Annotated in this window: 21 protein-coding genes; 7 read left to right on the top strand and 14 right to left on the bottom strand. The window is 39.8% G+C overall.

Going from position 1 to position 24,872, the window contains the following annotated elements; translation table 11 throughout:
- Positions 1-490 precede the first annotated feature (490 nt).
- The 5 genes from H5089_RS03160 to H5089_RS03140 all read right to left on the bottom strand — a co-directional run bounded on the left by H5089_RS03160 (position 491) and on the right by H5089_RS03140 (position 6,422).
- Complete coding sequence (locus tag H5089_RS03160) at positions 491-775, bottom strand: addiction module antidote protein (RefSeq protein ID WP_007579952.1); 285 nt, start codon at positions 773-775, stop codon at positions 491-493.
- A gap of 336 nt (positions 776-1,111) precedes the next feature.
- Positions 1,112-4,003, bottom strand: a complete 2,892-nt coding sequence (gcvP, locus tag H5089_RS03155) for an aminomethyl-transferring glycine dehydrogenase (RefSeq protein WP_182711449.1) — start codon at positions 4,001-4,003, stop codon at positions 1,112-1,114.
- A 175-nt stretch (positions 4,004-4,178) separates the two neighbouring features.
- Entirely contained in the window at positions 4,179-4,568 is a 390-nt protein-coding gene (gcvH, locus tag H5089_RS03150) for a glycine cleavage system protein GcvH (RefSeq protein ID WP_002958029.1), read from the bottom strand.
- 73 nt (positions 4,569-4,641) lie between these two features.
- Positions 4,642-5,724 (bottom strand): glycine cleavage system aminomethyltransferase GcvT, encoded by a 1,083-nt coding sequence (gcvT, locus tag H5089_RS03145; protein ID WP_182711448.1) that lies wholly within the window; start codon positions 5,722-5,724, stop codon positions 4,642-4,644.
- Positions 5,725-5,822: 98 nt separating this feature from the next.
- Entirely contained in the window at positions 5,823-6,422 is a 600-nt protein-coding gene (locus H5089_RS03140) for a hypothetical protein (RefSeq protein WP_002958026.1), read from the bottom strand.
- A 126-nt stretch (positions 6,423-6,548) separates the two neighbouring features.
- On the opposite strand from H5089_RS03140, the gene H5089_RS03135 reads away from it, so the two are divergent.
- A complete protein-coding gene (locus tag H5089_RS03135; RefSeq protein WP_002958025.1) occupies positions 6,549-7,394 on the top strand; it encodes a LysR family transcriptional regulator in 846 nt (281 codons plus the stop codon).
- Between the two features lie 212 nt (positions 7,395-7,606).
- The gene (locus H5089_RS03130) at positions 7,607-9,763 is read left to right on the top strand and encodes a TonB-dependent receptor domain-containing protein (protein ID WP_182711447.1); all 2,157 of its coding nucleotides are present in this window, start codon (positions 7,607-7,609) and stop codon (positions 9,761-9,763) included.
- Between the two features lie 219 nt (positions 9,764-9,982).
- On the opposite strand, the gene rlmB is transcribed toward H5089_RS03130, so the two are convergent.
- The 6 genes from rlmB to H5089_RS03100 form a co-directional block, all read right to left on the bottom strand.
- On the bottom strand, positions 9,983-10,726 hold the full coding sequence (gene rlmB, locus H5089_RS03125; protein ID WP_002958023.1) for a 23S rRNA (guanosine(2251)-2'-O)-methyltransferase RlmB: 744 nt from the start codon (positions 10,724-10,726) through the stop codon (positions 9,983-9,985).
- On the bottom strand, positions 10,723-13,218 hold the full coding sequence (gene rnr / locus H5089_RS03120; RefSeq protein ID WP_058154169.1) for a ribonuclease R: 2,496 nt from the start codon (positions 13,216-13,218) through the stop codon (positions 10,723-10,725). Before rnr ends, rlmB begins: the two co-directional genes overlap by 4 nt.
- A gap of 201 nt (positions 13,219-13,419) precedes the next feature.
- Positions 13,420-14,154, bottom strand: coding sequence for an enoyl-CoA hydratase/isomerase family protein (locus H5089_RS03115; protein WP_002958021.1), 735 nt, complete (start codon positions 14,152-14,154; stop codon positions 13,420-13,422).
- Positions 14,155-14,252: 98 nt separating this feature from the next.
- On the bottom strand, positions 14,253-14,867 hold the full coding sequence (locus tag H5089_RS03110) for a DNA-binding response regulator (protein WP_024599310.1): 615 nt from the start codon (positions 14,865-14,867) through the stop codon (positions 14,253-14,255).
- The gene (locus H5089_RS03105) at positions 14,867-15,967 is read right to left on the bottom strand and encodes a sensor histidine kinase (RefSeq protein ID WP_182711446.1); all 1,101 of its coding nucleotides are present in this window, start codon (positions 15,965-15,967) and stop codon (positions 14,867-14,869) included. The genes H5089_RS03110 and H5089_RS03105 overlap by 1 nt, the downstream gene beginning before the upstream one ends.
- Positions 15,964-16,134: a hypothetical protein gene (locus tag H5089_RS03100; RefSeq protein ID WP_164487629.1), complete on the bottom strand. Its 171-nt coding sequence runs from the start codon at positions 16,132-16,134 to the stop codon at positions 15,964-15,966. The genes H5089_RS03105 and H5089_RS03100 overlap by 4 nt, the downstream gene beginning before the upstream one ends.
- Positions 16,135-16,293: 159 nt before the next feature.
- Here H5089_RS03100 and H5089_RS03095 point away from each other — a divergent pair, with 159 nt between their 5' ends.
- The 4 genes from H5089_RS03095 (at position 16,294) to queG (ending at position 20,327) form a co-directional block, all read left to right on the top strand.
- Positions 16,294-17,160, top strand: a complete 867-nt coding sequence (locus H5089_RS03095; protein WP_024594632.1) for a DMT family transporter — start codon at positions 16,294-16,296, stop codon at positions 17,158-17,160.
- Positions 17,157-17,861, top strand: a complete 705-nt coding sequence (locus H5089_RS03090; protein WP_182711445.1) for a glycerophosphodiester phosphodiesterase family protein — start codon at positions 17,157-17,159, stop codon at positions 17,859-17,861. The genes H5089_RS03095 and H5089_RS03090 overlap by 4 nt, the downstream gene beginning before the upstream one ends.
- Before the next feature lie 45 nt (positions 17,862-17,906).
- Positions 17,907-19,127: a methyl-accepting chemotaxis protein gene (locus H5089_RS03085; RefSeq protein WP_002958016.1), complete on the top strand. Its 1,221-nt coding sequence runs from the start codon at positions 17,907-17,909 to the stop codon at positions 19,125-19,127.
- Positions 19,128-19,193: 66 nt separating this feature from the next.
- Positions 19,194-20,327: a tRNA epoxyqueuosine(34) reductase QueG gene (gene queG / locus H5089_RS03080; RefSeq protein WP_182711444.1), complete on the top strand. Its 1,134-nt coding sequence runs from the start codon at positions 19,194-19,196 to the stop codon at positions 20,325-20,327.
- A gap of 34 nt (positions 20,328-20,361) precedes the next feature.
- Here queG and H5089_RS03075 read toward each other — a convergent pair whose 3' ends face one another.
- The 3 genes from H5089_RS03075 to H5089_RS03065 form a co-directional block, all read right to left on the bottom strand.
- Positions 20,362-21,489 (bottom strand): PleD family two-component system response regulator, encoded by a 1,128-nt coding sequence (locus H5089_RS03075; RefSeq protein WP_182693580.1) that lies wholly within the window; start codon positions 21,487-21,489, stop codon positions 20,362-20,364.
- 54 nt (positions 21,490-21,543) lie between these two features.
- Positions 21,544-23,538, bottom strand: a complete 1,995-nt coding sequence (locus tag H5089_RS03070) for an ATP-binding protein (protein WP_182711443.1) — start codon at positions 23,536-23,538, stop codon at positions 21,544-21,546.
- 119 nt (positions 23,539-23,657) lie between these two features.
- Positions 23,658-24,146, bottom strand: a complete 489-nt coding sequence (locus tag H5089_RS03065; RefSeq protein ID WP_039485299.1) for a GNAT family N-acetyltransferase — start codon at positions 24,144-24,146, stop codon at positions 23,658-23,660.
- A gap of 81 nt (positions 24,147-24,227) precedes the next feature.
- Here H5089_RS03065 and H5089_RS03060 point away from each other — a divergent pair, with 81 nt between their 5' ends.
- A complete protein-coding gene (locus H5089_RS03060; protein ID WP_182711442.1) occupies positions 24,228-24,803 on the top strand; it encodes a glutathione peroxidase in 576 nt (191 codons plus the stop codon).
- The last annotated feature ends 69 nt before the right edge of the window (positions 24,804-24,872 follow it).

Here is a 24,872-nt window from a genome sequence, read left to right as displayed (position 1 = left end):
ATTAAGGTGTTAGCTGATAAATCTTGTATTTATCTAAGACCAAACACCAACCTCACGTTTAACACCCTTCCCCGTCATCACGCCCTGAAAACAAGCAATTGATGAGTAATTCATTTCATGGATGAAATGAAAGCCATGCTTGCACATGGATGTGCTTTCATGGCGTTTACGTTCACATCAATTGTGGTTTGAAGGATTAAGCGTGATGCTCGGGTGCGCTGAGAGTGTCCAGAGAGGGACCAGCGGCAGCCCCTCTTTGGCTGCCGTCGCCAGCGCGACAAAACCTTGAATAAGGTTTCTCTTCTCTAAAAAGCGCGAAAGGCATTCACATTATCGGTGACGATAACCTCAAACACCTAATCAAATACTTATTCGGGCTGCCGCCCGCGCGTCAGCAAGCTAAACGCCTACAATAAATAACACATACTCTTGGCTTTTAAGCGAGTAAGTATAGTTGTGATTTGTTGGACTTCGTTTCACTCTACCCAGCCTATGCAACTTGTGTTGTAAGGCGAAAGTTAAGTGCTTTCATCACTTTAAAAATAGTTTCCCAACGTGGCTTGGTTTTACCGTTAACTGCTTTATATAAGCTTTCACGGTTTAATCCCGTTGCTTTAGCAATATCACTCACGCCATGCTTTTTAACTAATAAGCCAAGTGCTTCAATAAAGGTATTTGGATCATCATCAGCTAAACACTCTTCTAAAAATGTATTAATTTCTTGCTGTGTTTCCATATAATCAAACGGATTAAAATCTGATGTTTGTAGCGCCATAATAATTACTCCAATTTATTCAACTTGCTAAACAAATGTAGCCTAAAGGCTACGAGTGCACAATGTTATTTATAACTTTTGGGCTGGCGCCCGCGCGCCAGCAAGCTAAACGCCTACAATAAATAACACATGCTCTTGGCTTTTGAGCGAGTAAGTATATTTGGGACTTGTTGGGCTTCGTTTCTCTCTATCCAACCTACGTACATATAATTTATGGCTTATCACCACACACAAAAAAGCCGTTGCATTGCTGCAACGGCTTTTATAATTTTGATAAATTCCCGGACTATAATGGGACTTACTATCCATTAAAGGTCAAAAAATTAGTCTCTGTTCTTAGTCGCGATAAGTCTCAACCGCTGGGCATGAACAAACTAAGTTACGGTCGCCGTATACGTCATCAATACGTGTAACAGTTGGCCAAAACTTGTTTTTAGCCACTGCAGGCACTGGGAATGCAGCGTAAAAACGGTCGTACGCGCGGTCCCATTCGTTACCTAACACATCGCCTTGTGTATGCGGTGCAAACACTAGCGGGTTGTTTTCGATTGACCATTCGCCAGAGATTACTTTTTCGATTTCGCCTTTAATTGACACCATTGCTTCGATAAAGCGGTCAATCTCACCTTTTGATTCAGACTCAGTTGGCTCAATCATTAATGTGCCAGCTACTGGGAACGACATAGTTGGTGAATGGAAGCCGTAATCTTGCAAGCGCTTAGCTACGTCCATTTCAGTAATGCCTGATTGCTCTTTAAGCGGGCGTAAGTCAACAATACATTCGTGAGCAACACGGTTGTTACGACCACGGTATAAAATTGGGAAGTGCTTGCTTAGCTCATGCGTTAAGTAGTTAGCATTAACAATGGCCATTTCAGTAGCTTGTTTTAAGCCCTCGCTCCCCATCATGGTGATGTAAGCCCATGAAATAGGTAAAATAGCAGCTGAGCCGTAAGGCGCTGCCGATACCGCACCGTTACCAATGTTAGTACCTGGTACGTTAATTACGCTGTGGTTTGGCATAAATGGCGCAAGATGCGATTTAACACCAATTGGGCCAACACCTGGACCACCGCCGCCGTGTGGAATACAAAACGTTTTATGCAAGTTTAAGTGCGATACGTCTGAGCCAATAAAGCCTGGGCTTGTTACGCCAACTTGCGCGTTCATGTTAGCGCCGTCCATGTAAACTTGGCCGCCGTGCTCATGAATAATGTCACAAATTTCGCGAATTGTTTCTTCGTAAACACCGTGCGTAGACGGGTATGTGATCATGATGCACGATAAGTTTTCAGACACTTCCTCAGCTTTTGCTTTAAGGTCTGCCATGTCTACGTTACCGTTTTTGTCGCAGTTAACTACCACAATTTTCATGCTCGCCATTTGCGCTGATGCAGGGTTAGTACCGTGCGCAGAGCTTGGGATTAAACATACATTACGGTGTACGTCGCCGCGTGACTCGTGGTATTTACGAATCGCGATTAAGCCTGCGTATTCACCTTGCGCGCCAGAGTTTGGCTGAAGCGATACTGCATCGTAACCGGTAATGTTTACTAGCCAGTCGTGAAGCTCGCCAATCATTATTTGGTAACCCTCTGCTTGATCTAGCGGGCAGAATGGGTGAAGGTTTGCAAACTCAGGCCACGTAATTGGGATCATCTCTGCGGTCGCGTTTAGTTTCATGGTACATGAGCCTAACGAGATCATTGAGTGATTAAGCGATAAGTCTTTGCTTTCTAGTCGCTTAATATAGCGAAGCATGTCTGTTTCGCTGTGGTAGCTGTTAAAGTTTGGATGCGTTAGTACTTCGTCGTCACGTACTAAACTTGCAGGGATAGACTCGCTGCCATTTGCTTCCACGTCGGCTGCAATAGCGTCAACACTTAGGCCATGGCCTTCGCCTAAAATAATATCGAATAACTCAGCTACATCGGCACGTGTTGTAGTCTCTGATACCGAAATTGAGTACTCGCCTTCGTGGTTTGTTGCAAAGTTTACGCCTTTTGCAATTGCACGCGCTATTACGTCGTCTTTGCTATCGCTTACTACTGTTAGCGTATCAAACCAAGTGCTGTGCTTAAGTGCAATGCCTTTAGCTTTAAGGCCACTTGCTAAAATATCAGCAAAGCGATGTATACGCTGCGCGATAGTTTTTAAGCCTTGTGGGCCGTGGTACACCGCGTAAAACGCTGCCATGTTGGCAAGTAATACTTGTGCTGTACAAATGTTTGAATTGGCTTTGTCGCGGCGAATGTGTTGTTCGCGCGTTTGCATTGCCATACGTAGTGCGTCGTTACCTAAACGGTCTTTAGATACACCAATAATACGACCTGGTAATGAACGCTTGTATGCGTCACGTGTTGCAAAAAATGCAGCGTGTGGACCGCCGTAACCCATAGGTACGCCAAAACGTTGAGCCGAACCAAGTACTACGTCTGCACCTAGTTTACCCGGCGCTTTTAACAGTAATAAACTCATTATGTCGGCAGCAACACAGGCAATGGCCTTTTTGCTTTGTACGCCAGCAATTAGGTCTGTTATGTCTACCACTTCGCCTGATGTAGTTGGGTATTGGAACAATGCGCCAAAAATATCAAAGTTAACGGCATCTTCTGCTTTACCTACAATTACTTCAAAACCAAACTGCTCGGCACGCGTTGTTACTACGTCGATTGTTTGTGTGTGTACGTCGTCTGCAATAAAAAAGGCATTGGCTTTTTTTGCTTTTGATACGCGTTTTGCAAGGCCCATAGCCTCTGCAGCCGCTGTTGATTCGTCAAGTAGTGATGCACTTGCTAAATCAAGACCGGTTAAATCTAGGGTCATAGTTTGGAAGTTTAATAATGATTCTAAACGCCCTTGTGCAATCTCTGGCTGATACGGTGTGTACGCTGTATACCAACCTGGATTTTCTAGTACGTTACGTAAAATTACGTGCGGTACGTTAGTTGGGTGGTAGCCTTGGCCAATGTACGATTTGAAAACTTTATTTTTGCTTGCTACTGATTTTAAGTAGCTTAGTGTTTCAACTTCAGTACGGCTTTGTCCAACTGTTAACGGTTGCTCTAGACGAATGCTAGCCGGTACAGTTTGGTCAATGAGCTCTTGCACACTCGATACTTCTAAAGCACTTAGCATATCGCTTACTTGTGCTGGGCTTGGCCCAATATGGCGGCGAATAAAATCTTGCTTTTGCTCTAGTTCTTCAAGAGATTTGGCGTTTGACATGTGTCCAGATTCCTATGATCCAAAAAATGTGGCTACTGCTGATGGGTAAACAGCAATAACTTAAAATTCTTATAATTTAACAGCTTACTTTGTATGGAAAAGTTAACTGTAAAATCATAAAAGCCCCGATATCTAAATAAAACACACGGGGCTTTTAGTTATCTACAAAGAATAATTATTCTTCGTCGATAGTGTGCGAGTAACCTTCAGCGTCTAATAAGTTGTCTAGCTCAGACTCGTCAGATGCTTTAATACGGAATAACCAACCGTCGCCGTAAGCGTCGTTGTTTACTGTTTCTGGTGAGTCTTCAAGTTCTTCGTTAATAGCAACAATTTCGCCACTGATAGGTGCGTAAATGTCTGATGCTGCTTTAACTGACTCTGCTACTGCACAGTCTTCGCCAGCGTCTACTTCGTCGCCAACTTCTGGTAATTCAACAAATACCATGTCGCCAAGAAGTTCTTGTGCATGCTCAGAAATACCAACAGTAAATGTACCGTCGCCTTCGTTACGAACCCACTCGTGTGAAGGTGCGTATTTTAACTCGCTAGGAATGTTGCTCATTTTATTTGTCCTTTGGTTTATATTGGGAGGATATCAATCACTGTAATTACACTGATTGATATAACCAAATTATTTAAATTATTGATTTACCGTTACGTACAAAGCTAGGCTTTACTACTTTAACGTTTACTAATTTTTTACGCATTTCTACTTGAGCTGTATCGCCTGTTGAACGTGGTACACGTGCAAGGGCTACACTAAAACCAAGTGTTGGTGAAAAAGTACCAGAAGTAATAATACCTTCACCACCATCAACAATTACTTTAGAACCGCTACGCAAAACGCCTTTTTCTTCAAACACTAAGCCAACTAGTTTGTCAGTGCTTTTTTCTGCGCGTTGCTTAACAAGTACGTCACGACCAATAAAGTCACGATCTTCTGGTTCCCATGCAATGGTCCATGCCATGTTAGCTGCAAGTGGTGATACGCTTTCGTCCATATCTAGGCCATAAAGGTTCATACCTGCTTCTAAACGTAGCGTGTCGCGTGCACCTAAACCAGCAGGCTTAACACCTGCGTCTAGCAGTTGTTGCCATAAATCGGCTGCTTGGTCGTTCGGTACTACTATTTCGTAACCGTCTTCGCCAGTATAACCCGTTGTGGCAATAAATAAATCACCTACTTGAACACCAAAAAACGGCTTCATACCTTCAACAGCTGCTTGTTGATCAGCATTTAAAAGAGTGGCTGTTTTTGCTTTAGCGTTAGGACCTTGTACTGCAATCATTGCAAACTCAGGGCGCTCTGTAACGGTTACGTCAAAGTCGCTCGATACGTTAGCTAAATGCGCTAGGTCTTTTTCGCGCGTCGCTGAGTTAACAACTAGGCGGTAAAACGTTTCACTAAAGAAATAAATAATTAAGTCGTCTATTACACCGCCTTGCTCGTTAAGCATGCCTGTGTAAAGCGCTTTGCCTGGTACGGTTAATTTTGCAACGTCGTTAGCTACTAGCTTACGTAAAAATGCTTTTGCTTGAGGCCCTTCAATATCAACAATAGTCATGTGTGATACGTCAAACATACCAGCGTCGGTACGTACGCTATTGTGTTCTTCTATTTGTGAGCCGTAGTTGATTGGCATTTCCCAGCCATGAAAATCAACCATTTTTGCGCCCGCTTCTAGGTGCTTAGCATGTAGTACAGTTTTAGAAGTCATAACATTCCTTCACGTTTAAATTAACCCTGTTTAGGGCGTGGCTTAAATAGATATAAAAACAGGTAAACATTGTTATGCTCGCCTGTTGTTTTTATTCGTTATGCGGCTTCACTATGCATAAGTGCAAAGCCTTGCGCTTGCATGTAGCTTTGCCATTTTTGTAATTCTTGTTGTTTAGCTACTAATACAAAGTGTTGTTCGTCGTTTTTATCAATGGCGGTAATAAATACATCACCGCTTTGTGCACCGTAGCAAAGTTGCGCGTCAGAAAGGCGCAAACCTGGTGTTAATTTAAAAGCATTAACTAGGGTATCAAATGCGTTGTCGCCACTTAAAATAAAGCTTGCTAGGTCGGTGCGTACTACATAATCAATATCAAAACGTAATTGCTGCTCGTTTATAAGCGCTTGTAGTTGCAGGCTTGCGTTGTGTGGTAGTACGAATCTAAAGGCGGTTTCGCTAAAGTAATAAACTGCAAAACTGTAGTCAGAATTATAGTCGCCATCAAGCGTGCCTTTTAAGCCTAAACCGCTGGCGGTAAGCTTAGTTAAATCAAGGCCTAAAATAGTGCTTAAAAATACACTGGTTTCGGTTCCGCTAAAATCCATTACAACGTGATTGTTGTTAGTTTGCAAAGCGTTAGTAACCGCACTACTTGCGTTGCTGTGGCGGGCAAACATTATTGGGTTAAAAGTCATAACAAACACCTGTGTATTTTCGATTACAAAAGTATATTGCCCACGTCTATCAACAACAAATTGTAATTATTTATCAATTGATAAATAATACTTATATATATGGCTATATAAATTGTAATTTTAAATATGAAAAACATATCAACAGACGGTTTACGTACTTTTGTAATGGTAGTTGAAATAGGTGGCTTTGCTAAAGCAGGCGATTTACTTGGCCTGTCGCAACCTGCTGTAAGTTTGCAAATCAAGCGCTTAGAAGACGTGCTTGGCTATAAACTATTTAAAAAACAAGGGCAGCGCCAAGTATTAAACCAGTACGGCGAGCTATTATTGCCTATGGCAAAACAAATGATGCAACACAACGATGCTATTTTGCAGCAGTTCACCTCAGAAAACATTGCAGGTAAAGTGCGCTTGGGTATTCCGAGCGAATTTGCAGCGCGTATTTTACCCTCAATTATTGGCGACTTTGTGGCGCTCTACCCTGAGGTGTCGTTAGAGGTTAAGTCGCGTTTAAGTAAGCATTTGCTTTCGGCTTCTCGCCAAGATCAGTTTGATTTAGTACTTGCGCTAAATGAGCGACTCAACTCTGATAAGTTTCCTATTTTTATGCAAGACGAACTAGTGTGGGTGGGCGACCTGTCACTTGCGCATAATGAGGTGGTTACCCTAGTTACCGCACCAGAGGGATGTATTTATCGTCGCCGTGCTACTGATGCATTAAAAAGTGCAGGCATTAAATACCGAATAGTTTATAGCAACGCCGATTTAACCGGCCTTATTGCTGCATTAAAAGAAGGCTTAGGTATTACGGTACTTGCCAAAAGTACAGTACCGAGTGAGCTTAACTATCAGGTTCAAACCAAGCATTTACCAGCTCTTGGTAATATTGGTATTAGTTTGGTTAAAAGTTCGGGTGAGTCGGAAAATGCGGTAGATAAACTCGCTGAATTTATAGCTCTACGCTTGGGCTAGCGCTTACGTAGCACATATAATTCGTTCAGCCTTTATAGCTAGTAAAGCAATTACAAAATAATACAAAAGAAACAATTTAGTTAATTAAGTTGCATAAGCAGGTGTTTTTAGTTCTATTAAACTGAATAATTAAATAGTTAATAGCATTGATTCGTATTCGTCAACGTGTTCAAATTGCGCCTATTAAGATAATTGACATGATTAGGAACACAATGAACCCTAAGTTTTTAGTATCTACTTTAGCAACTGCGGTTGCTTTGTCTTTTAGTGCTACTGCAATAGCAAAAGACACCAGCAATAAAGAACAACGCTTTGAACAAATTACTGTTATTGGCTCTCAGCAGGCAATTAACGATATTCCTGGTTCGGCTACGTTTATTTCTGAAGAAGAACTTCAAAAATTCCAGTTTACCGATATTTCTCGCGTTTTAGCGTCTGTTCCGGGCGTTTACGTGCAAGAAGAAGACGGTTATGGCCTTCGTCCTAATATTGGTATGCGCGGTACAGGTACTGGCCGTAACGATAAAATATCAGTAATGGAAGACGGTATATTAGTTGCACCAGCACCATATTCAGCACCTTCTGCATACTACTTCCCTACTATGGGTCGTATGGAATCTATTGAAGTATTAAAAGGCGCAGCCTCAGTTAAGTACGGCCCGCGTACTACAGGTGGTGTTTTAAACTTACTTTCGCGCAGCTTACCAACTGAGCCGAATAGCTCAAAAGGTATGGTAGATGCAGCCCTTGGTAGCGACGGTTACTACAAAGGCCACGCTTACTTTGGTAAAGAAAAAAATAACACAGCGGGTTTAATTGAAGTATTTACTTACGGCGCAGACGGCTTTAAAGAGCTGCCAGTAGGCAATGACAACACCGGCTTTGAAAAAACAGATTTACTATTAAAGTTTGGCCATACGTTTGGTCAAAACGATGCGCATAATCTTGAGCTAAAAATTAAGTACTCTGACGAAACATCAGACGAAACATACATGGGCTTAACTGACGAAGACTATCAAGAAAGTCCTTACCGTCGTTATGCTGCATCGCAAAACGATGAAATGAATACTCGCCATAACGCATACCAACTTAACTACGCGTACCGTTTTGGTGATGGCTATGAATTTTTAGCAACGGCTTACTTAAACGATTTTCATCGTAACTGGTATAAAGCCAGCAGCGTAGGTTTAAGTACTCTTGAGCAGTACAGCGATTTTGAAGCAAACCCAACAAGCGAAGGCATTGAAGGTATTGGTGTTAAAGCTAATAACCGCGACTACCAAGCTAAAGGTATTCAGTCTGAATTACATATTCCTGCAGGCGATCACTATGTGACTGTTGGCGTACGTTACCACGAAGACGAAATGGATCGTTTTCAGTGGGAAGACAAATACACACTTAATCAAGACCTAAGCTTAACGCTTACAGAGCAAGGCGTTCCGGGCTCTGATAGCAACCGTCTAGATAGCGCAGAAGCAAGCACCTTGTTTATTCAAGACGAGTGGACAATTGATGCTTTAGTAGTAAGTGCAGGTCTTCGTTATGAAGACATTACTATTACTCGTGAAGAGTGGTCTAAATCAGATCCAACACGCAGCAACGGTTTAACTAAAGATGTGTCGAACGACACTGAAATTTTAGTGCCGTCACTAGGTGCTACTTACACACTTAACGAAAGCGTAACGCTACTTGCGGGCATTCAAAAAGGGTATGCACCAGCAGCACCTGGTAATGCTGACCAAGAAGAAGAAGAAAGTGTAAACATTGAGTTTGGCTCTCGCTTTAATATGGATGGCTTTAGCGGTGAAGTAATTGCCTTTTACTCAGACTACGACAACATGCACGGTAACTGTACTGCAGCGGTTGGTTGTAGCGACGACAACATTGGCGACCAATACAACTACGGTGAAGTAGAAGTAGCGGGCTTTGAATTTAGTGCAGCACGTACGTTTGCAACTGATACAGCTATGTTCCCAGTTAAATTAACGTACACCTACACAGACTCTGAGTTTAAAAACGATTTTGATTCAGAAATTTGGGGCGCGGTAGAAAAAGGCGATGCAATGCCTTACGTACCAGAAAACCAAGTAGCGTTATCGTTAGGTGCTGAGTTTTCTGCGTTTGTAGTTAACAGCCAAATACGTTACGTATCTGATGCGCATGCTAACTTAACTGAGGCGGGCTTAAACGCAATTGATAGCCGCGTAGTATGGGATTTAGCCGCTAAATACTTAATCGATGAAAATCAAAAAGTATACCTAAACGTTGATAACTTGTTTGATAAAACATACGTTGCTAACCGTTCAAACGGTGGCATTCAGCCAGGTAAGCCGCGTACGGTACAGATGGGCTACACATACTCATTCTAACGAGTTAAATAGCTCTCTAGCTGCGTTAAAAATAACTCATATAAGAACAACTATATTTCGTTATTTTTGCCTTGCTATAGAGTTATTTTCCTATCGCTATAATAGAGCATCAATTCAGTACAATTGGTGCAAAGTTAAAGCGGAAATTACAGACACAAAAAAGCCGAGATTGAATTTCAATCTCGGCTTTTTAATACATAAAACTTATCGTTTTATATATTAGTTATTTGCGTTACGTTGGCGTAATACTTCAAACAAACAAATACCCGTGGCTACCGATACGTTTAAGCTTGAAACAGTACCCGCCATTGGGATTTTAACGAGCATATCGCAATGCTCACGCGTTAAGCGTCGCATGCCCTCGCCTTCTGCGCCCATAACAATAGCCATTGGCCCCGTTAAGCTTGCGTCAAATACATGGTTATCAGTTTCGCCAGCGGTGCCTACAACCCATACGCCTGCATCTTTAATTTCGCGAAGCGTACGTGCAAGGTTAGTCACTTGAATAAGCGGTACTGTTTCGGCTGCGCCACAGGCCACTTTACGTGCGGTACCGTTAAGCTTAGCCGACTTATCTTTAGGTACAATCACAGCGTGAACACCTGCCGCGTCTGCACTACGTAGGCATGCGCCTAAGTTATGCGGATCGGTAATACCATCAAGCACAAGTAAAAACGGTGTGTCTTCACGAGCGATTATCGCATCAAGATCTTTTTCATTGAACGTTGGCGCTGCTTTTACGTTAGCAATAATACCTTGATGCTGCTCACCTTTTGATTTGCTATCAAGGGCTTTACGCTGCATAAACTGTACTGAAATACCAAATTTACGTGCTTCATCAATAATCGGAGTTGAGCGTTTGTCGTCACGACCTTTAAGGGCGTAAATTTCTACAAAGCGCTCTGGTTCGCTTTCTAAAATTGCTTCAACAGAATGAAAGCCAAAAATTAATTCATTACTCACGTATTGTCTGCTCCTGGGCTAGTACGTTTGCGGGCATTTTTGCCTGCTCTTTTAGGCTTTTTAACGGCCTTCTTCTTTGGTTTTTTCTTTACGGCAGAGTCTGCTGCTTTTTTATCTGCAGGTTTTGTTGCAGACTTATTTGCAGGCTTGCCTTTATCTTTATTTGCTGGCTTTTTTTTACCTTTTGGTTTGTCATCGCTGTGCGACTTTTTACCTGGTACTTTGCCTGCTTTTAATTGCGAACGCACACTTGCTGGCGCATGCTCAGACTTACCTGAACCTTTTTTTGGTGCACGACGACGTGAGTATCTGTCTTGTGCAACATCGCCTTTAAGCGTTAAGTTTATACGGCGATCGTCTAAACTAACCGACGCAACTTTAACTGTTACCTTATCGCCAAGGCGATAAACTTTGTGAGAGTGCTCACCTATTAGGGTGTGTTTTGCAGCATCATGCGCAAAAAACTCGTCGCCTAAATTAGTAACGTGAATAAGCCCATCAATTTGTAAATCATCTAAACGAATAAACAAACCAAAGTTAGTGACCGATGAAATAACACCATCAAACTCTTCACCTACATGGTCTTGCATAAACTCACATTTAAGCCAATCAGCTACTTCGCGAGTTGCATCGTCAGCGCGGCGCTCTGTTGTAGAACACTGCTCACCTAGTTGATCAACTTCATCGTCGGTATAAGCGTATTCGCCAGACGTTTGCTGACCTTGTGCTTTTATTACTGCTTTAATAGCACGATGCACTACTAAATCTGGGTAACGACGTATTGGCGATGTAAAATGCGCGTAAGCCGATAACGCTAAACCAAAGTGACCAATGTTATCTGGCTGATATACAGCTTGTTTCATTGAACGCAGTAACATAGTTTGAATAAGTTCAGCTTCTGGGCGGTCACCTAGTCGCGCTAATACTTGCGTTATTTCTTTTGGTGTTGGCTCGTCGCTTAATGTACTTTCAATACCTAACTCGCCTAAAAACTTAGTAAAGTTACCTAGTTTTTCTTGGTCTGGTTCGTCATGCACACGATAAAGCGCACTCGCTTCATGCTTTTCAAGAATTTTAGCCGCTGATACGTTGGCTAAAATCATACATTCTTCAATGAGTTTGTGCGCGTCGTTACGAATAACAGGCACTATTGATTCTATTTTACGCTGAGCGTTAAATACAAAACGTGTTTCTAGGGTTTCAAACTCTATGGCACCACGGTCTTGGCGTGCTGCTTTAAGTGCCATGTACATTTGCTGTAAATCAGTTAAATGTGGCACAACGGCTGAGTATTCTTCGCGTAGTTTTTCGTCGTTTTGTAAAATGGCATTTACTTTGGTGTAAGTTAAACGTGCATGCGAGTTCATTATCGCTTCGTAAAACTTATAACCCGAAAGTTTACCAGCGCTCGACACGGTCATTTCGGCAACCATACATAAGCGATCTACTTTTGGATTAAGCGAACATAATCCATTAGAAAGCACTTTTGGTAGCATCGGAATTACTTGCTCAGGAAAATACACTGAGTTACCACGCAAAATTGCTTCTTTGTTAAGCGGCGTGTTCATTCCTACGTAATGCGATACATCGGCAATGGCAACCCATAAGCGCCAGCCACCTGATTTTTTAGGTTCACAATATACTGCGTCATCAAAGTCGCGTGCATCTTCGCCATCAATAGTTACAAGTGGTAAATCACGTAAATCTACGCGACCTTGTTTGTCAGCTTCTTCAACAAATTCACCTAGATGAGCAACTTGTGCTTCAACTTCTTCTGGCCATACATGTGGAATATCGTGATTGCGCAGTGCAACTTCAATTTCCATACCTGGGGCTAAATGCTCACCAAGTACATCTATAACTTTGCCTACCGCGTTCATGTTACGGCTTGGGTTTTGCGTAATTTTAACCTGCACCATTTGGTTATGGCGGGCACCGTTTTCGTTGCCTGGTAAAATCATTATATCTTGCGTTATGCGCGGGTCTTCAGCGACTACAACAGCAACACCGTGCTCAACAAAGTAACGGCCAACAATTGGCGCGCGCTCGTTAGTAAGCACTTTTATAATACGCGCATCGCATTTTGAGCCAGAACCACGTTTAGTGCCTTTAGCTAGTACAATGTCGCCATGTAACACCATATTCATTTGGTGCTTAGCAATAAACCAATCTTTACTCTCGCCTTCAACTTCTAAAAAGCCGAAACCGTCTCTGTGGCCTATTACTTTGCCTTTGGTTAAACCGGCTTCGTCAATTAGGGCGTAGCATTTAAATTTATTGAAATACAGCTGTCCGTCACGCTCCATAGCGCGAAGGCGGCGTTTAAATGCTATTTGGCGTTCGTCATCGTTTACTGCTAGTTCTTCACATAATTGCGCGTAGTTAGCAGGCTTTGAACGCTCTTGAAGGTGAGTAAGTATAAACTCACGACTAGGGACTGGGTTTTCGTACTTTTCTTGTTCTCGACTGAGATTTGGATCTTGGTTTGACATTCACTATCTTGTTAGTTGGTTATGTAGGTATTTTAACCCATATAGTTATAATGAGACAGGTAAAAGCTATTAAACTTTTAAGAAAGCACTTTTACCTTGCTGTTTACCTTGCTGTATAGTTTAAAAATCTAGCGCAATGGGGCTTAACGATCCCTTAACTGCAAAGTGTTTAGTCATCTCGTAGCAATGCTAAAACCTATACTATTTTTTTTGTAGGTTTTTCCACAGCAGTTTACTTATATTATCAATAAAGCTTGGGTCTTCTTCTTTCATCGTAAGTAAAATCTGCTTATTCATTTGTGTTTTATTTTGAGCGTAAATCCAACGATTTTTATTAAACTGCTGGGCAAACTCAAGTACACCCGCTTGTAGTTCGTCGTTATTTGCAAACACAGCTTCAACTACTTTGTTCTCTAGCAACTGCTGTGCACCAACCCGCTCTCCTGACATAGCTAGGCGATTAAAGAATGTTTGCGAAATTGCTTTATTAATTATAGGAAACATCGATGGAACAAACGGCACCATTACATCCACTTCAGGAAAACAAAAAAAGCCTTTGTCTGATTTCATAAATCTAAAGTCGCACGCACACGCAAGTACAGAACCATTACCATAGGTATGCCCGTTTAACGCAGCAATAATAGGCATAGGAAAAGTAACTATACGTTTAAATAAGTCACTTATTTGAATCATAAAGTCTGAAATTGCTGCAGGTAAAATACTTGGATTAGACATCCATTGAAGGTCGATACCCAATGACCAGTTTTTATCACTTGAAGACGTTAAAATAACTGACTTAATATTTTGTTCTGCTTCAATGTGGTCTAGGTGTAAATTAAACTCAGCCAAAAACGCTGGGTTGTGGCGGTTTTCAGCGGTATTCATGGTGAGTATAGCGATATTATTTTTAGTTGTTAGTTCTATTAAATTTGCCATTAAAACCTCTTTTAGCGCTTTTTAAGCTAATTTTAAGCGCTGTTCGTTACTTTTACATATCATAGTAATACTTTGCTTATAATTTATAAACCCGCTAATTAAAGCCACCCTTTTTGTTTAGCTATACGCGCAGCATCTATGCGGTTAGTGGCGTTTAATTTTGCAATGGCATCCGATAGGTAGTTACGCGTAGTCCCTTCGCTAATAAATAACTGCTTGGCTATGTCGCTTGTTTTAAGGCCATCGCTTGCAAGTTTAAGGGCTTTGCGTTCTTTATCGGTAAGTGGATCTGCGTCGTCTAATGCATTAATAGCAAGCTCTGGGTCAATTACCTTTTGTCCCTGCATTACTTTTTTAAGCGCATTTATTAACTCTTCACTTGGTGCTTCTTTTAAAATAAAACCTTTTACGCCAGTCGTAAGCGCTCGCCTAATATAACCCGCACGAGAAAATGTAGTCATAATAACCATTTTTATAGCAGGAAATTTAGCGGCTATTTTTTCGCTAAGCTCTATACCATTCATGGTTGGCATTTCTATATCGGTTAAAATTATATCGGGATGCAAATCACTATCAAGCGCCTCAATTGCATTAAGTGCATCTTGCCCGTTACTTGCTTGACCAATAATCTCAATATTAAAATCAAGCCCTAACAATGCTGCTACTGCGTCGCGTACAAGCGCCTGATCTTCCACTAAATATACTCTGATCATTATAAATCCTTAGCTGTAATTGGAAGCACTACTTTTAAAGTAAAATTATCGCCACAGGCAAATACTGCACTGCCATTTAGTTGCTCTGCTCGCTCTTTAATACCATTTAGGCCATTGCCCGAATTCAATGTACTGCACGGACCATGGTCAATTACGGTTATAAGTAACTGCTGCGCTGTTTGTTCTATATTTATTTCGCAATTTTTTGTATTGCTATGGCGTAATAAGTTAGTAACTGCCTCTTTAATTACAAGGCCTGCTATACCCTCTACTTTAGCGGGCAGAGCATTTAAAACCACATTAAATGAAACGTTAAATCCTTGCTCTATTAACCTTTGCTTTAACTGTGCTACTTGGCTGACAAGATTAAGCTGTTTTAAATCACTTACGGCGCTTCTTACATCGCTAAGTAACTGCCTTGCCAAATCGGCCACTTGTGCAATTTCGCTATTTGCTTGAGCGTATCGCTCTCCTTGGTTTAATTTATTAGCAAGCTCAGCCTTTAGAGCAATAGATGAAAGTGAATGGCCTAAAATATCATGTAAGTCGCGAGCTATTCGTTCTCGCTCTGCAATAGCTGCTAATTGCTCTAGTTGGTTAGCGCTTTCTTGTTCGCGCTTTTTGTATAAGCTTTCTCTTTTTGCTGCAATACCGTAACTAAATAATGTGGCGCATAGAATCAAAGCAACGCCTAAAAAGTATTGAACCTTACCTATATCACCAATATATGTGCTTAATAAAACCGTGAATATAATTGCGATCGCAGCATAAATTCTTTGACGGGAGCTGTAAGAGTAGCCTGCTATATAGGCTACGAAACCAAATAAAGTAGGCGTACCTGTGGTGTAAAAAGTAGCGCAAAAACAAATTAAGAGCATGGCTAAAAATAACTTAGTCACCCCTGCACTTTTACAGTTTATTGCTTTTATATACAAAAGAATAAAAGCAACATAGAAGGCTAAAGACATAACAATTTGGTTAACTGTAAAGCTCGCAAAATTAATTATTAGCGGGAGTAAATAAAAGCCGGTAAAAATTAAATGTCCATATTTCCAAAAACCTTTATCACTTTGTTGAGAAAAGCTGCTTAACGAGCTCATACTAATACCTCTGGCATATTATTTTTACTTATAGCACTATTTTTATTAATAAATATAAATAACATAAAAATGCATACCAGCATAAAGCAATCTGCGTACGTAATAGTAAAACTTAATGCCTCTAGCACTTCATTAATAGTTAAGCTGATTAAAATTAAAGAATTCATAATTACCTCCCGTTGAGTAAGGTAACTATGCCCGCGTACAAAAATAATAAGAGTGTGAAGTGTCATCAACTTTAATGACTTTTGTCATGCGGTAAAAAATTCATCTTAAGAATTTTTAAGCAATGTTAATATATTCAAAAAGTACAACAAGGAAACTAAATGCAGCCTCAGCAACAAAGTTTAATTTATTTACACATAGCGGTATTACTTTTTGGCGGGACCGCTCTATTTGCCAAACTTATTGGTTTAAATGCTTTAGATATTACCGTTTACAGAACTGCAATTGCAGGAATGGCTATTTTAGCCATGCTTTATTTTCAAAAAAAACAAATTAAACTCAACAAACCTAAAGACTATCTTATTGCGTTATTTTTAGGTGTTGCGGTGGGTATTCACTGGGTTACCTATTTTGCTGGTATGCAAATGGCCGGTATAACTATTGGAATGCTGGCATTTTTTAGCTACCCCGTAATGACGGTGTTTTTAGAACCCTTATTTAATAAAAGCAGGCCAAAAGCAAAAGATATAATAAGTGCAGCGGTGGTTGTTTTAGGTATTTACTTATTAGTACCAAGTGCAAACTTGGGCGATGATGTAACCCTAGGTGTAATAACAGGTGTGATATCAGCATTGTTTTTTTCAATAAGAAACATTACTCATAAGCGCTACTTTAGCCAATATGGCGGGCCGCAAACGATGTTTTATCAAACCTTAGTGGCAAGCATTATGTTGTGTGCATTTATAGAAGTACCAGTGTATGAGGTTAGTAATCATGACCTGATTTTAATTGCTGTAGCGGGTGTTATATTTACAGCTACACCGCACTCGTTATTTGCAGCAAGTTTAAAGCATTTATCAGCGGCAACTGCGGGGTTAATTTCTTGCTTGCAGCCACTTTATGGCACCATACTGGCTATAGTAATTATTCATGAACGTCCTACTGTTATGACGTTAGTTGGTGGAGCACTCATAGTGAGTGCCGCTTGTTTTGAGACGTGGTCAATCACTAAAAAGGCTCGACAATGAAAGTATTTGCACACCGTGGTGCCAGTGGGGATTTTCCTGAAAACACCAAAAGCGCTATTTTAGAAGCGTTAAAAGTAGGTGTTGATGGTATTGAAGTAGATATTCAAAGTTCCTTCGATGATTACATGGTAATACACGATTCATGGCTTGATAGAACCACCAGCGGTAAAGGCAGGGTGAGTAACTTTACCGCTCATGAGCTCTCTAAGCTTGATGCTGGAAATGGTGAAAAAATTCCTACTCTTCAGCAGCTGTTTGATTGGAATAACAATAAATCTTTATTAAATATTGAGCTTAAACACACGTTTGCACTAGAAAGGTTTGTGGCTCAATTAGAACAAAACATTGAAGCTAAAAAAATATCGAAAACCAATATTTTAGTATCATCGTTTGATCATCATCAACTACAGTGGCTTAAAAACAAGCTACCATGGCTTAAAATAGGCGCCCTTACTTCTTCTATTCCAATTAACTATGCAAAGTTTGCTAATGATTTAAACGCTTATAGCGTACATGCAGATAAAACCTTTATAAATAAGGCCTTTGCAGAGGATGCAAAAAAAAGAGGCCTAAAGATTTATGCTTATACAGTCGATAGGGAAGAAGATATAGCGCTAATGCTTGAGTATGGCATAGACGGAATTTTTACAAATTACCCAGCGCGAACCAAAGCTTACTTGTTGTCGTTACAAAAAGGCTAACTTACATTCCCCTCACTTAAATAACAATCGTAGGGCTTGAGCATAATGAGTGGTTTCATGAAAATTTATAACTATATAGAGCAAACATTCTTTTTTACGTTAACCCGTAAAATAGTCGGTAATTTAAGTTTTGTATTATTGTTCCAAGCAATTACGTTATTTTGGCTGCATCAGAGTTTAAGCGAACAACAGCAAAGTACAGGGCTATTTTGGCTGCTTACGCTTGTGATTATATCTGGTTTTATTTTTACTCTTTTTTATATGCGTTTTTTAATTGTTCGCCCTGTTACTGCTATGCGCGATACTTTGATAGAAATAAACCAACAAGATGCAAATTTAGCAGCAAAACTTCCCCACTTTTCGTATGACGAATTTAAAGATTTAAGTTCACAATACAATATATTTACTGCCCATTTAAGTGAGTTACTCAGCACAACATATAACAGTGCTCAAGCGAGTGCACACAGCAATACACAAGTCACTGAATCAATGAAAAATACTGAGCAATCAAGTGAGCAACAAATACAGTTAAGCCACAGTATTATTAATGCCAGTATGCAAATAACCCAAAGCTTACAAGACATAGTAAATAATACAGATAGCGTACATAACGTTAATAATGAACACCTTAACTTTGTAAAACTATCTGCGTCAGAACTCGCTGCTTTAGTAGAGCAGGTAAAACTTATTACTAATATGCTAGGTAGCTTTTCAAATACAATTGCGGGACTAAAAGAGAACAGTGAAAACATTCGTAGTATTTTAAAAATGGTTGAAGAGTTTTCTGATCAAACTAATTTGTTAGCCCTCAACGCCGCAATAGAAGCAGCTAGAGCGGGTGAAGCTGGCAGAGGATTTGCCGTAGTTGCAGACGAAGTACGCACGCTTTCAATAAAGGTAAGTGGCGCAACTAGGCAGATTAGCGACTTTATAAGTCAGATGAATGATTTGGTAAACGAGACAAATAAAGAGTCAGAGCAATTAATGACTCACTCTAATAACGCACAAAGCTCAATTAGTGCAACCTGTGATGGCTTTACTAAAATGCTTAGTGAGTTTGAGCACAACCAGCAGCAGCTGCAACAAATAGCCAGTGCTGTACATTTGCTTGAGGGCACCCAAAGTACGACTCACCAATCGGTAGAGCAAATCGTAGCTTTAGGGGAGCAAGCTAAACAACAAATAGATACGGCATTAGCCGATAGCGAGCAATCTCAACAGCTTAGCTTACAAACCCAACAACAGTTAAAGCGCTTTGTGCACTAAGAAGCGTTTTCGGGCTCAGATAAATATGGTAAATTACGCAGCTATTAATTTAAGTGTGTAAAGCGTGTGAGCAACCCTACCCCAGACTATGAAAAATTAGCCCTGCAAATAAAAACCTGGGGGCAAGAGCTTGGCTTTAGCGAAGTGGGCATTACTGATATTGACTTATCTAAGCACGAAGCCCAATTGCAACGTTGGCTTGATGCAGGCTACCACGGCTCGATGGATTATATGGCTGCCCACGGTATGAAACGCGCCCGCCCTGCTGAATTAGTGCCTGGTACACAGCGTGTTATATCCGTAAAAATGAATTATCTCCCTCCCGATGCTGACTTTGCAAAAACCTTAAAAAATAAAGAAAAAGCATATATAAGCCGCTATGCATTAGGTCGTGATTACCATAAATTAATGCGTAATCGTTTAAAAAAACTCGGCCAAAAAATAGAGCAAGAAATTGGCGAGTATGGCTTTAGACCCTTTGTAGATTCAGCCCCTGTACTTGAGCGTCAACTTGCCGAAAAAGCCGGCTTAGGGTGGCGTGGTAAGCATTCGTTATTAATTAACCAAGAAGCTGGGTCGTGGTTTTTTTTAGGCGAGCTATTTATTGATTTACCTCTACCAATTGATGCAGAAAACACCTTTGAAGGCTGCGGTAAATGCGTTGCTTGTATTACTCTTTGCCCAACAGGTGCAATTGTAGAGCCCTACGTTGTTGATGCACGTAAATGTATATCGTATTTAACCATAGAACACCAAGGGACAATACCAGAGCAGTACCGAACTTTATTAGGCAATCGTGTTTATGGTTGTGATGATTGCCAGTTGGTATGTCCTTGGAATCGTTATGGACAAATAACTGACGAAAATGACTTTCATCCTCGCACTCAATTAAAAGATAAAGATTTACTTGAGCTGTTTGCTTGGGATGAGCCTACATTTTTAAAAAACACCGAAGGCAGCCCTATTCGTCGCATTGGCCACGAACGTTGGTTACGTAATTTAGCAGTTGGTTTAGGTAATGCAGAGTTCAGCCCCGCTATTATTAATGCCCTACAAGATAAAAGCCAAATATGCAGCGAACTTGTTTTAGAGCATATTGAATGGGCACTTGCTCAGCAAAACGATAAACAACGATTACAAATTCGTAAAACAGCTAGGTTAATTAGAATTGTAGAAAAAGGCTTACCAAGGGATGCATAGCACCGCTTAAGTAAACCTTTATATTGCGAAGTAACTAGTTTTTCAAAAGTAACGATAGATCTTGTTCTATCTCTGTAAAGGCTGCTTTGACTTGTTTAACAGACTCTTCTCTTGCTACTGAGTTTTGGATAGTTTCATCTACTTTTTTATAAATAAACACCTCCTGATCTTCATCCAGTCCCATTGATGGGATACGTTCTTCGAGCTCTTCTTGTAACTGTTTAAACACTTTTTCGTTGTTTTGACGGTTTTCATTCAACAAGCTAATTAAGCTATGAAACTTACTATGAACAGTACTTGCTACGGCATTAAGTTTCGCTCGTTGTGATTCAAGCATTTTCTTGGTCATAATGGCGCGTAGCTGCTGCTCGGTAACACTTACAATAAAACATACGTGGTCGCGTATACGACCATGCTTATCAGGGTCATGATCGGGCATATTTAAAATGAGTAAGCTAATCAATTCATAGTTAACTAAAATTCGGTGCGAAAACTCATGTAAGCGCCCTTTGTTTTTCAGCATTTCAAATAGCTCCACCACAATAGGTGAACACACGCCGTTTAGCGCAAAGTGGCTAATTTCATTATTTTCTCTAAATTCTACATTGCTTTGTAAATCAAAAGACTGCAGACAATCTACAAGCGCTTTACCTAGCTCTTGAGGATCGTTAATAAAGCCTATGTTTTCAACGTAGTTAACTATTTGCCCCATTTCACTGCTATTGGCCATTGCATTAAATGCAGTTGATGTTGCATCTTCAACTTGCTTTTCTAGACTTTGCTTTTCAACGAGTACTTGATTTAAATTTTTAAGCTTAGATTTAAGTTCGTCATGGCCAAAAGGTTTTACAATATAATCTTCTGCGCCAACAGAATAGCCTTCCATGCGTTCTTCAACAGTGCCGCGAGCAGAAACAAACATAACAATAATGTGTGCGGTATTTGGATTTGCTTTAAGTGCTTTACATACTTCATAGCCGTTCATTTGCGGCATACTTACGTCGAGTAATATAACCTGAGGCATATAACCTTCAACCATGTTTAAACACTCAGGACCATTTGTTGCTACTTGTAATTCAAAATCAAGCTCCTCTAAAATTTCCTCAATAATTTCAAGGTTAAAGGGTTCGTCATCAACGGCAAGTATTTTAGTTAAGGCCATAATTTATCATCCATTCAAATTCTTTAAAAAGTTACTTGGTATGCCAAAAAACAATTAATTAGTGTGTTGTATTAACTGATCTTCAGCTAAATGCTCGTCTAAGTTTATTTCTAATGGCACTTGTATAGATATAGTTGCACCACCATTTTCGTTGTTACGTGCAGTGATTTCACCTTGGTGTAAAGATACAAACTCTCTACACAATGCAAGGCCTAACCCTGTGCCACCAGCACCACTATTTGTTTTACTGCTTTGCACAAACTTAGTAAAAATATGCTCCAACTCATCTTCTGGTATACCGACCCCATTATCGGTAACCTCTATAGTAGCAAGCTTATTATCTGACTCTAAATTTACCCGTATTTTACTTTTAGGTTCGCTAAATTTAAGTGCGTTACCTAGTACGTTTCGAAGTAACTGGTTTATTTGCTCTTCATCACATTGTGCAATTACAGGTAATGGCTGTGCGGTAAATATAATCTCAATTTCTTTTTCCATTGCCGTACCAGACACATCATCAATACTTGTTTTAATAATATTCGCTAAATTATAGGGACGAGGGTTAAATGGAAACTTGCCTACATCTAGCTTAGATAGGTCGAGTAAATTATTTAGTAACGACAGTAAACGCTCACCACTACTCTCTATTCGCGATAAATACTTAATGAGTTTTTCTTTTGCAAAATCTCCAGCTTCTAATTTACTTAAACCAAAACGAGAAAAGCTTAAAATAGAGTGCATTGGTGTTCGAAGTTCATGCGACATGTTTGCTAAAAATTCTGATTTACTTAAGTTTGCAGCCTCAGCCACATTTTTAGCATGCTCGAGTTGTGAAGTACGCGCTCTTACTTGCTCTTCAAGAACATCTTTTGCTTCAAGTAATAAATCCTCTTTTTGCTTAAGATGGGTTACATTTTTAAATATGACCGCAAGTGCTATTTCGCCATGGTGATCTATCTCATTAAAAGAGCCAACTAAGGGTATATAACCTCCTGCTGTTTTAGATAAACGTAAATCGCAGCTAAATTGTCGATTACTATTTAATGTCGAAATCTTATCTTTAATACCTAAAATTGAATCATCATCTAAAAAATCAAATACTGATTTACCTTCGAGTTCATTAAACGGTAAGTTAAATAGTCTCAAGCAAGCATCATTAGCTTCTATCACTCTACCGCACTTTTCAAATAACATAATTGCATCGGGCGTATGTTTATAAATAACCTGAAGTAGGCTGTCTTTTTCAATTAGGGCATCAACCGTATCTTGTAGCCTTTCTACAAGCTCTGCGTTATGACGTTTTAATAACTCTGTTTGCCATAATTTATGTATTGATTGTAATAGTGAGCTATCGTTTAAAGGTTTAATAAGTACATCTTCTACGCCTTGACGAATTGCGTCGATCATTGAAACTTGATCAGGGCGTGAGGTAAATAACAAACAGCGGCAATGCGGTTGGGTTACTTTTAAATTTGAAAAAATTCCTAAACCTGTTCCGTCATCTAAAATAAAATCGCTTATCAGTATATCTATTTGCTTTTCTTTACTAATTTCTAAAGCTTCTGCGGAGGTTGTTGCAGTATGAGTCTCGATATGAGCACCGATTAAGCTATTTTTCATTTTTTCGAGACGTTCAGGAACATGGTCGACGAGTAAAATAGTAGGTAATTGCAAAATATGGTTAGAGCCTAATTCTAATAGGCTCTCTAAAAGAGAAGTAATTTCTTTATTAGAAAAAAATGGGTAGACCACGGTTGCGTCAGGCGCAATATGATTTAGCTCGCTAAACGCAGTTAGTTGTTCACCGCTTTGTGCTTTTGGCGCAAGCAGCATAAAGCGCTCTTGCGCTACTTCGCTTACAAGCGGTTTTATAGAATCAACAGGCACACCATGGGCAACAACAACTAAGTCGTAATCGCCTATATTGGTATACATGTCTAGCATGCTGAAATGAATTAATTCGACCTCACACCCTATTAATTCTAAAAGCACTTTCACACGCATCGCGATGACACTACTACTATCAATAATTAATATTTTTCGAATCATCAAGCCACACTTCAAATTAATAAACTTAATATCCTAATAGCGTAGTCTATTTTTATTTAATTGGCATAAAGCCCTATCGTTATTTTGTAAAAAAATATTACAAGCTTTCAAAAAACAGTTTATTTAAGATGCTTTCCAAAAATAGTCAGGCTGTAGGGCTTGTTATCCATTATGGCAACGCTTGGTAACTCGCCCCATATTTCAAAATCAAAATGCTTAAATAATTTAACACTGGGTAAATTATGACTAAAAATAAAACCAAGCAATACTTTAATATTTAATTGCTTAGCTTGTGTTTGAGCAAATATCATTAGCTTTTTACCAAGCCCTTTACCTTGTGCTTTACGGGTAATGTAAATGCTCATCTCTACTGTGCCATCGTAAGCAGGACGCCCATAAAACGATTTATAACTTACCCAAGCAAGTACTTGGTTATTTTCGCAGTAAACATAAATAGGCCTTTTATCGTTATGGCTATTAAACCAGTCACGCTTTTCGTCAACAGTAACTTCTTCGGTATCTGCAGTTACCATTCGCCCTGCAATGGTTTCGTTATAAATGGCTACAATTTCATTAAGATCATCAATAGTTGCTAAACGGGTTGTCATAGGTCATTCAAAGGTTGATCAATTTGTTTCATATTAGCGTATGATTATCCAATCAAACAATTGAAAAGTTTAGGTAATGTAATGGTAAAAAAAATTATAATAGGATTAATGGCTTTATTTATTAATGCCCCACTCCACGCTGAAACATCATCAACTATTAACCAAACCTCTACCCAAGACTGTCAAGATTTTACCAATGTCGATGTTCGAAAGCTTCGCTCAAAAGAATCTATTAATTTATGCCAATTTAAAAATAAGCCTTTATTAATAGTAAACACGGCAAGCAACTGTGGTTTTACACCCCAATTTAAAGGCCTTGAAGCGCTATATCAACGATACAAAGAACAAGGTTTAGTCGTATTAGGGTTCCCTTCTGATGATTTTTTTCAAGAAGAGGATAGTGAAAAAGAAACAGCAAAAGTATGCTTTGTAAATTATGGTGTAACCTTTCCTATGTTTGCTACAAGCGAAGTGCGTGGTAGTAAAGCGAACCCAATTTTTAAATATTTGAATGAGCAAACTAGCTCTCCAAATTGGAACTTTTATAAGTATTTAGTGTCTGCTGATCGTGAGACGGTTTTACGGTTTAACAGCAAAGCAGTACCTGATTCAGAACAAATGATTGCTGCAATTGAAACTGTGCTTTCTGATAAATAAGTTTATACTGGTACAATTAGTTGAAACTAACTAGAATGATATTTTAATTCGGTTAAAAAAACACCACAC

It is taken from the genome of Pseudoalteromonas sp. SR45-1, from assembly GCF_014163655.1.
Taxonomy (GTDB): domain Bacteria; phylum Pseudomonadota; class Gammaproteobacteria; order Enterobacterales; family Alteromonadaceae; genus Pseudoalteromonas; species Pseudoalteromonas distincta.
Note: the sequence above shows the minus strand (reverse complement) of the source record. Positions and strands in the feature narration are given on the sequence as shown.

Coding starts and splice junctions, on each gene's coding strand:
- H5089_RS03160 (WP_007579952.1), bottom strand. CDS start 775: ATGGCGCTACAAACATCAGATTTTAATCCGTTTGATTATATGGAAACA.
- gcvP (WP_182711449.1), bottom strand. CDS start 4,003: ATGTCAAACGCCAAATCTCTTGAAGAACTAGAGCAAAAGCAAGATTTT.
- gcvH (WP_002958029.1), bottom strand. CDS start 4,568: ATGAGCAACATTCCTAGCGAGTTAAAATACGCACCTTCACACGAGTGG.
- gcvT (WP_182711448.1), bottom strand. CDS start 5,724: ATGACTTCTAAAACTGTACTACATGCTAAGCACCTAGAAGCGGGCGCA.
- H5089_RS03140 (WP_002958026.1), bottom strand. CDS start 6,422: ATGACTTTTAACCCAATAATGTTTGCCCGCCACAGCAACGCAAGTAGT.
- H5089_RS03135 (WP_002958025.1), top strand. CDS start 6,549: ATGAAAAACATATCAACAGACGGTTTACGTACTTTTGTAATGGTAGTT.
- H5089_RS03130 (WP_182711447.1), top strand. CDS start 7,607: ATGAACCCTAAGTTTTTAGTATCTACTTTAGCAACTGCGGTTGCTTTG.
- rnr (WP_058154169.1), bottom strand. CDS start 13,218: ATGTCAAACCAAGATCCAAATCTCAGTCGAGAACAAGAAAAGTACGAA.
- H5089_RS03115 (WP_002958021.1), bottom strand. CDS start 14,154: ATGGCAAATTTAATAGAACTAACAACTAAAAATAATATCGCTATACTC.
- H5089_RS03110 (WP_024599310.1), bottom strand. CDS start 14,867: ATGATCAGAGTATATTTAGTGGAAGATCAGGCGCTTGTACGCGACGCA.
- H5089_RS03105 (WP_182711446.1), bottom strand. CDS start 15,967: ATGAGCTCGTTAAGCAGCTTTTCTCAACAAAGTGATAAAGGTTTTTGG.
- H5089_RS03100 (WP_164487629.1), bottom strand. CDS start 16,134: ATGAATTCTTTAATTTTAATCAGCTTAACTATTAATGAAGTGCTAGAG.
- H5089_RS03095 (WP_024594632.1), top strand. CDS start 16,294: ATGCAGCCTCAGCAACAAAGTTTAATTTATTTACACATAGCGGTATTA.
- H5089_RS03090 (WP_182711445.1), top strand. CDS start 17,157: ATGAAAGTATTTGCACACCGTGGTGCCAGTGGGGATTTTCCTGAAAAC.
- H5089_RS03085 (WP_002958016.1), top strand. CDS start 17,907: ATGAGTGGTTTCATGAAAATTTATAACTATATAGAGCAAACATTCTTT.
- H5089_RS03075 (WP_182693580.1), bottom strand. CDS start 21,489: ATGGCCTTAACTAAAATACTTGCCGTTGATGACGAACCCTTTAACCTT.
- H5089_RS03070 (WP_182711443.1), bottom strand. CDS start 23,538: ATGATTCGAAAAATATTAATTATTGATAGTAGTAGTGTCATCGCGATG.
- H5089_RS03065 (WP_039485299.1), bottom strand. CDS start 24,146: ATGACAACCCGTTTAGCAACTATTGATGATCTTAATGAAATTGTAGCC.
- H5089_RS03060 (WP_182711442.1), top strand. CDS start 24,228: ATGGTAAAAAAAATTATAATAGGATTAATGGCTTTATTTATTAATGCC.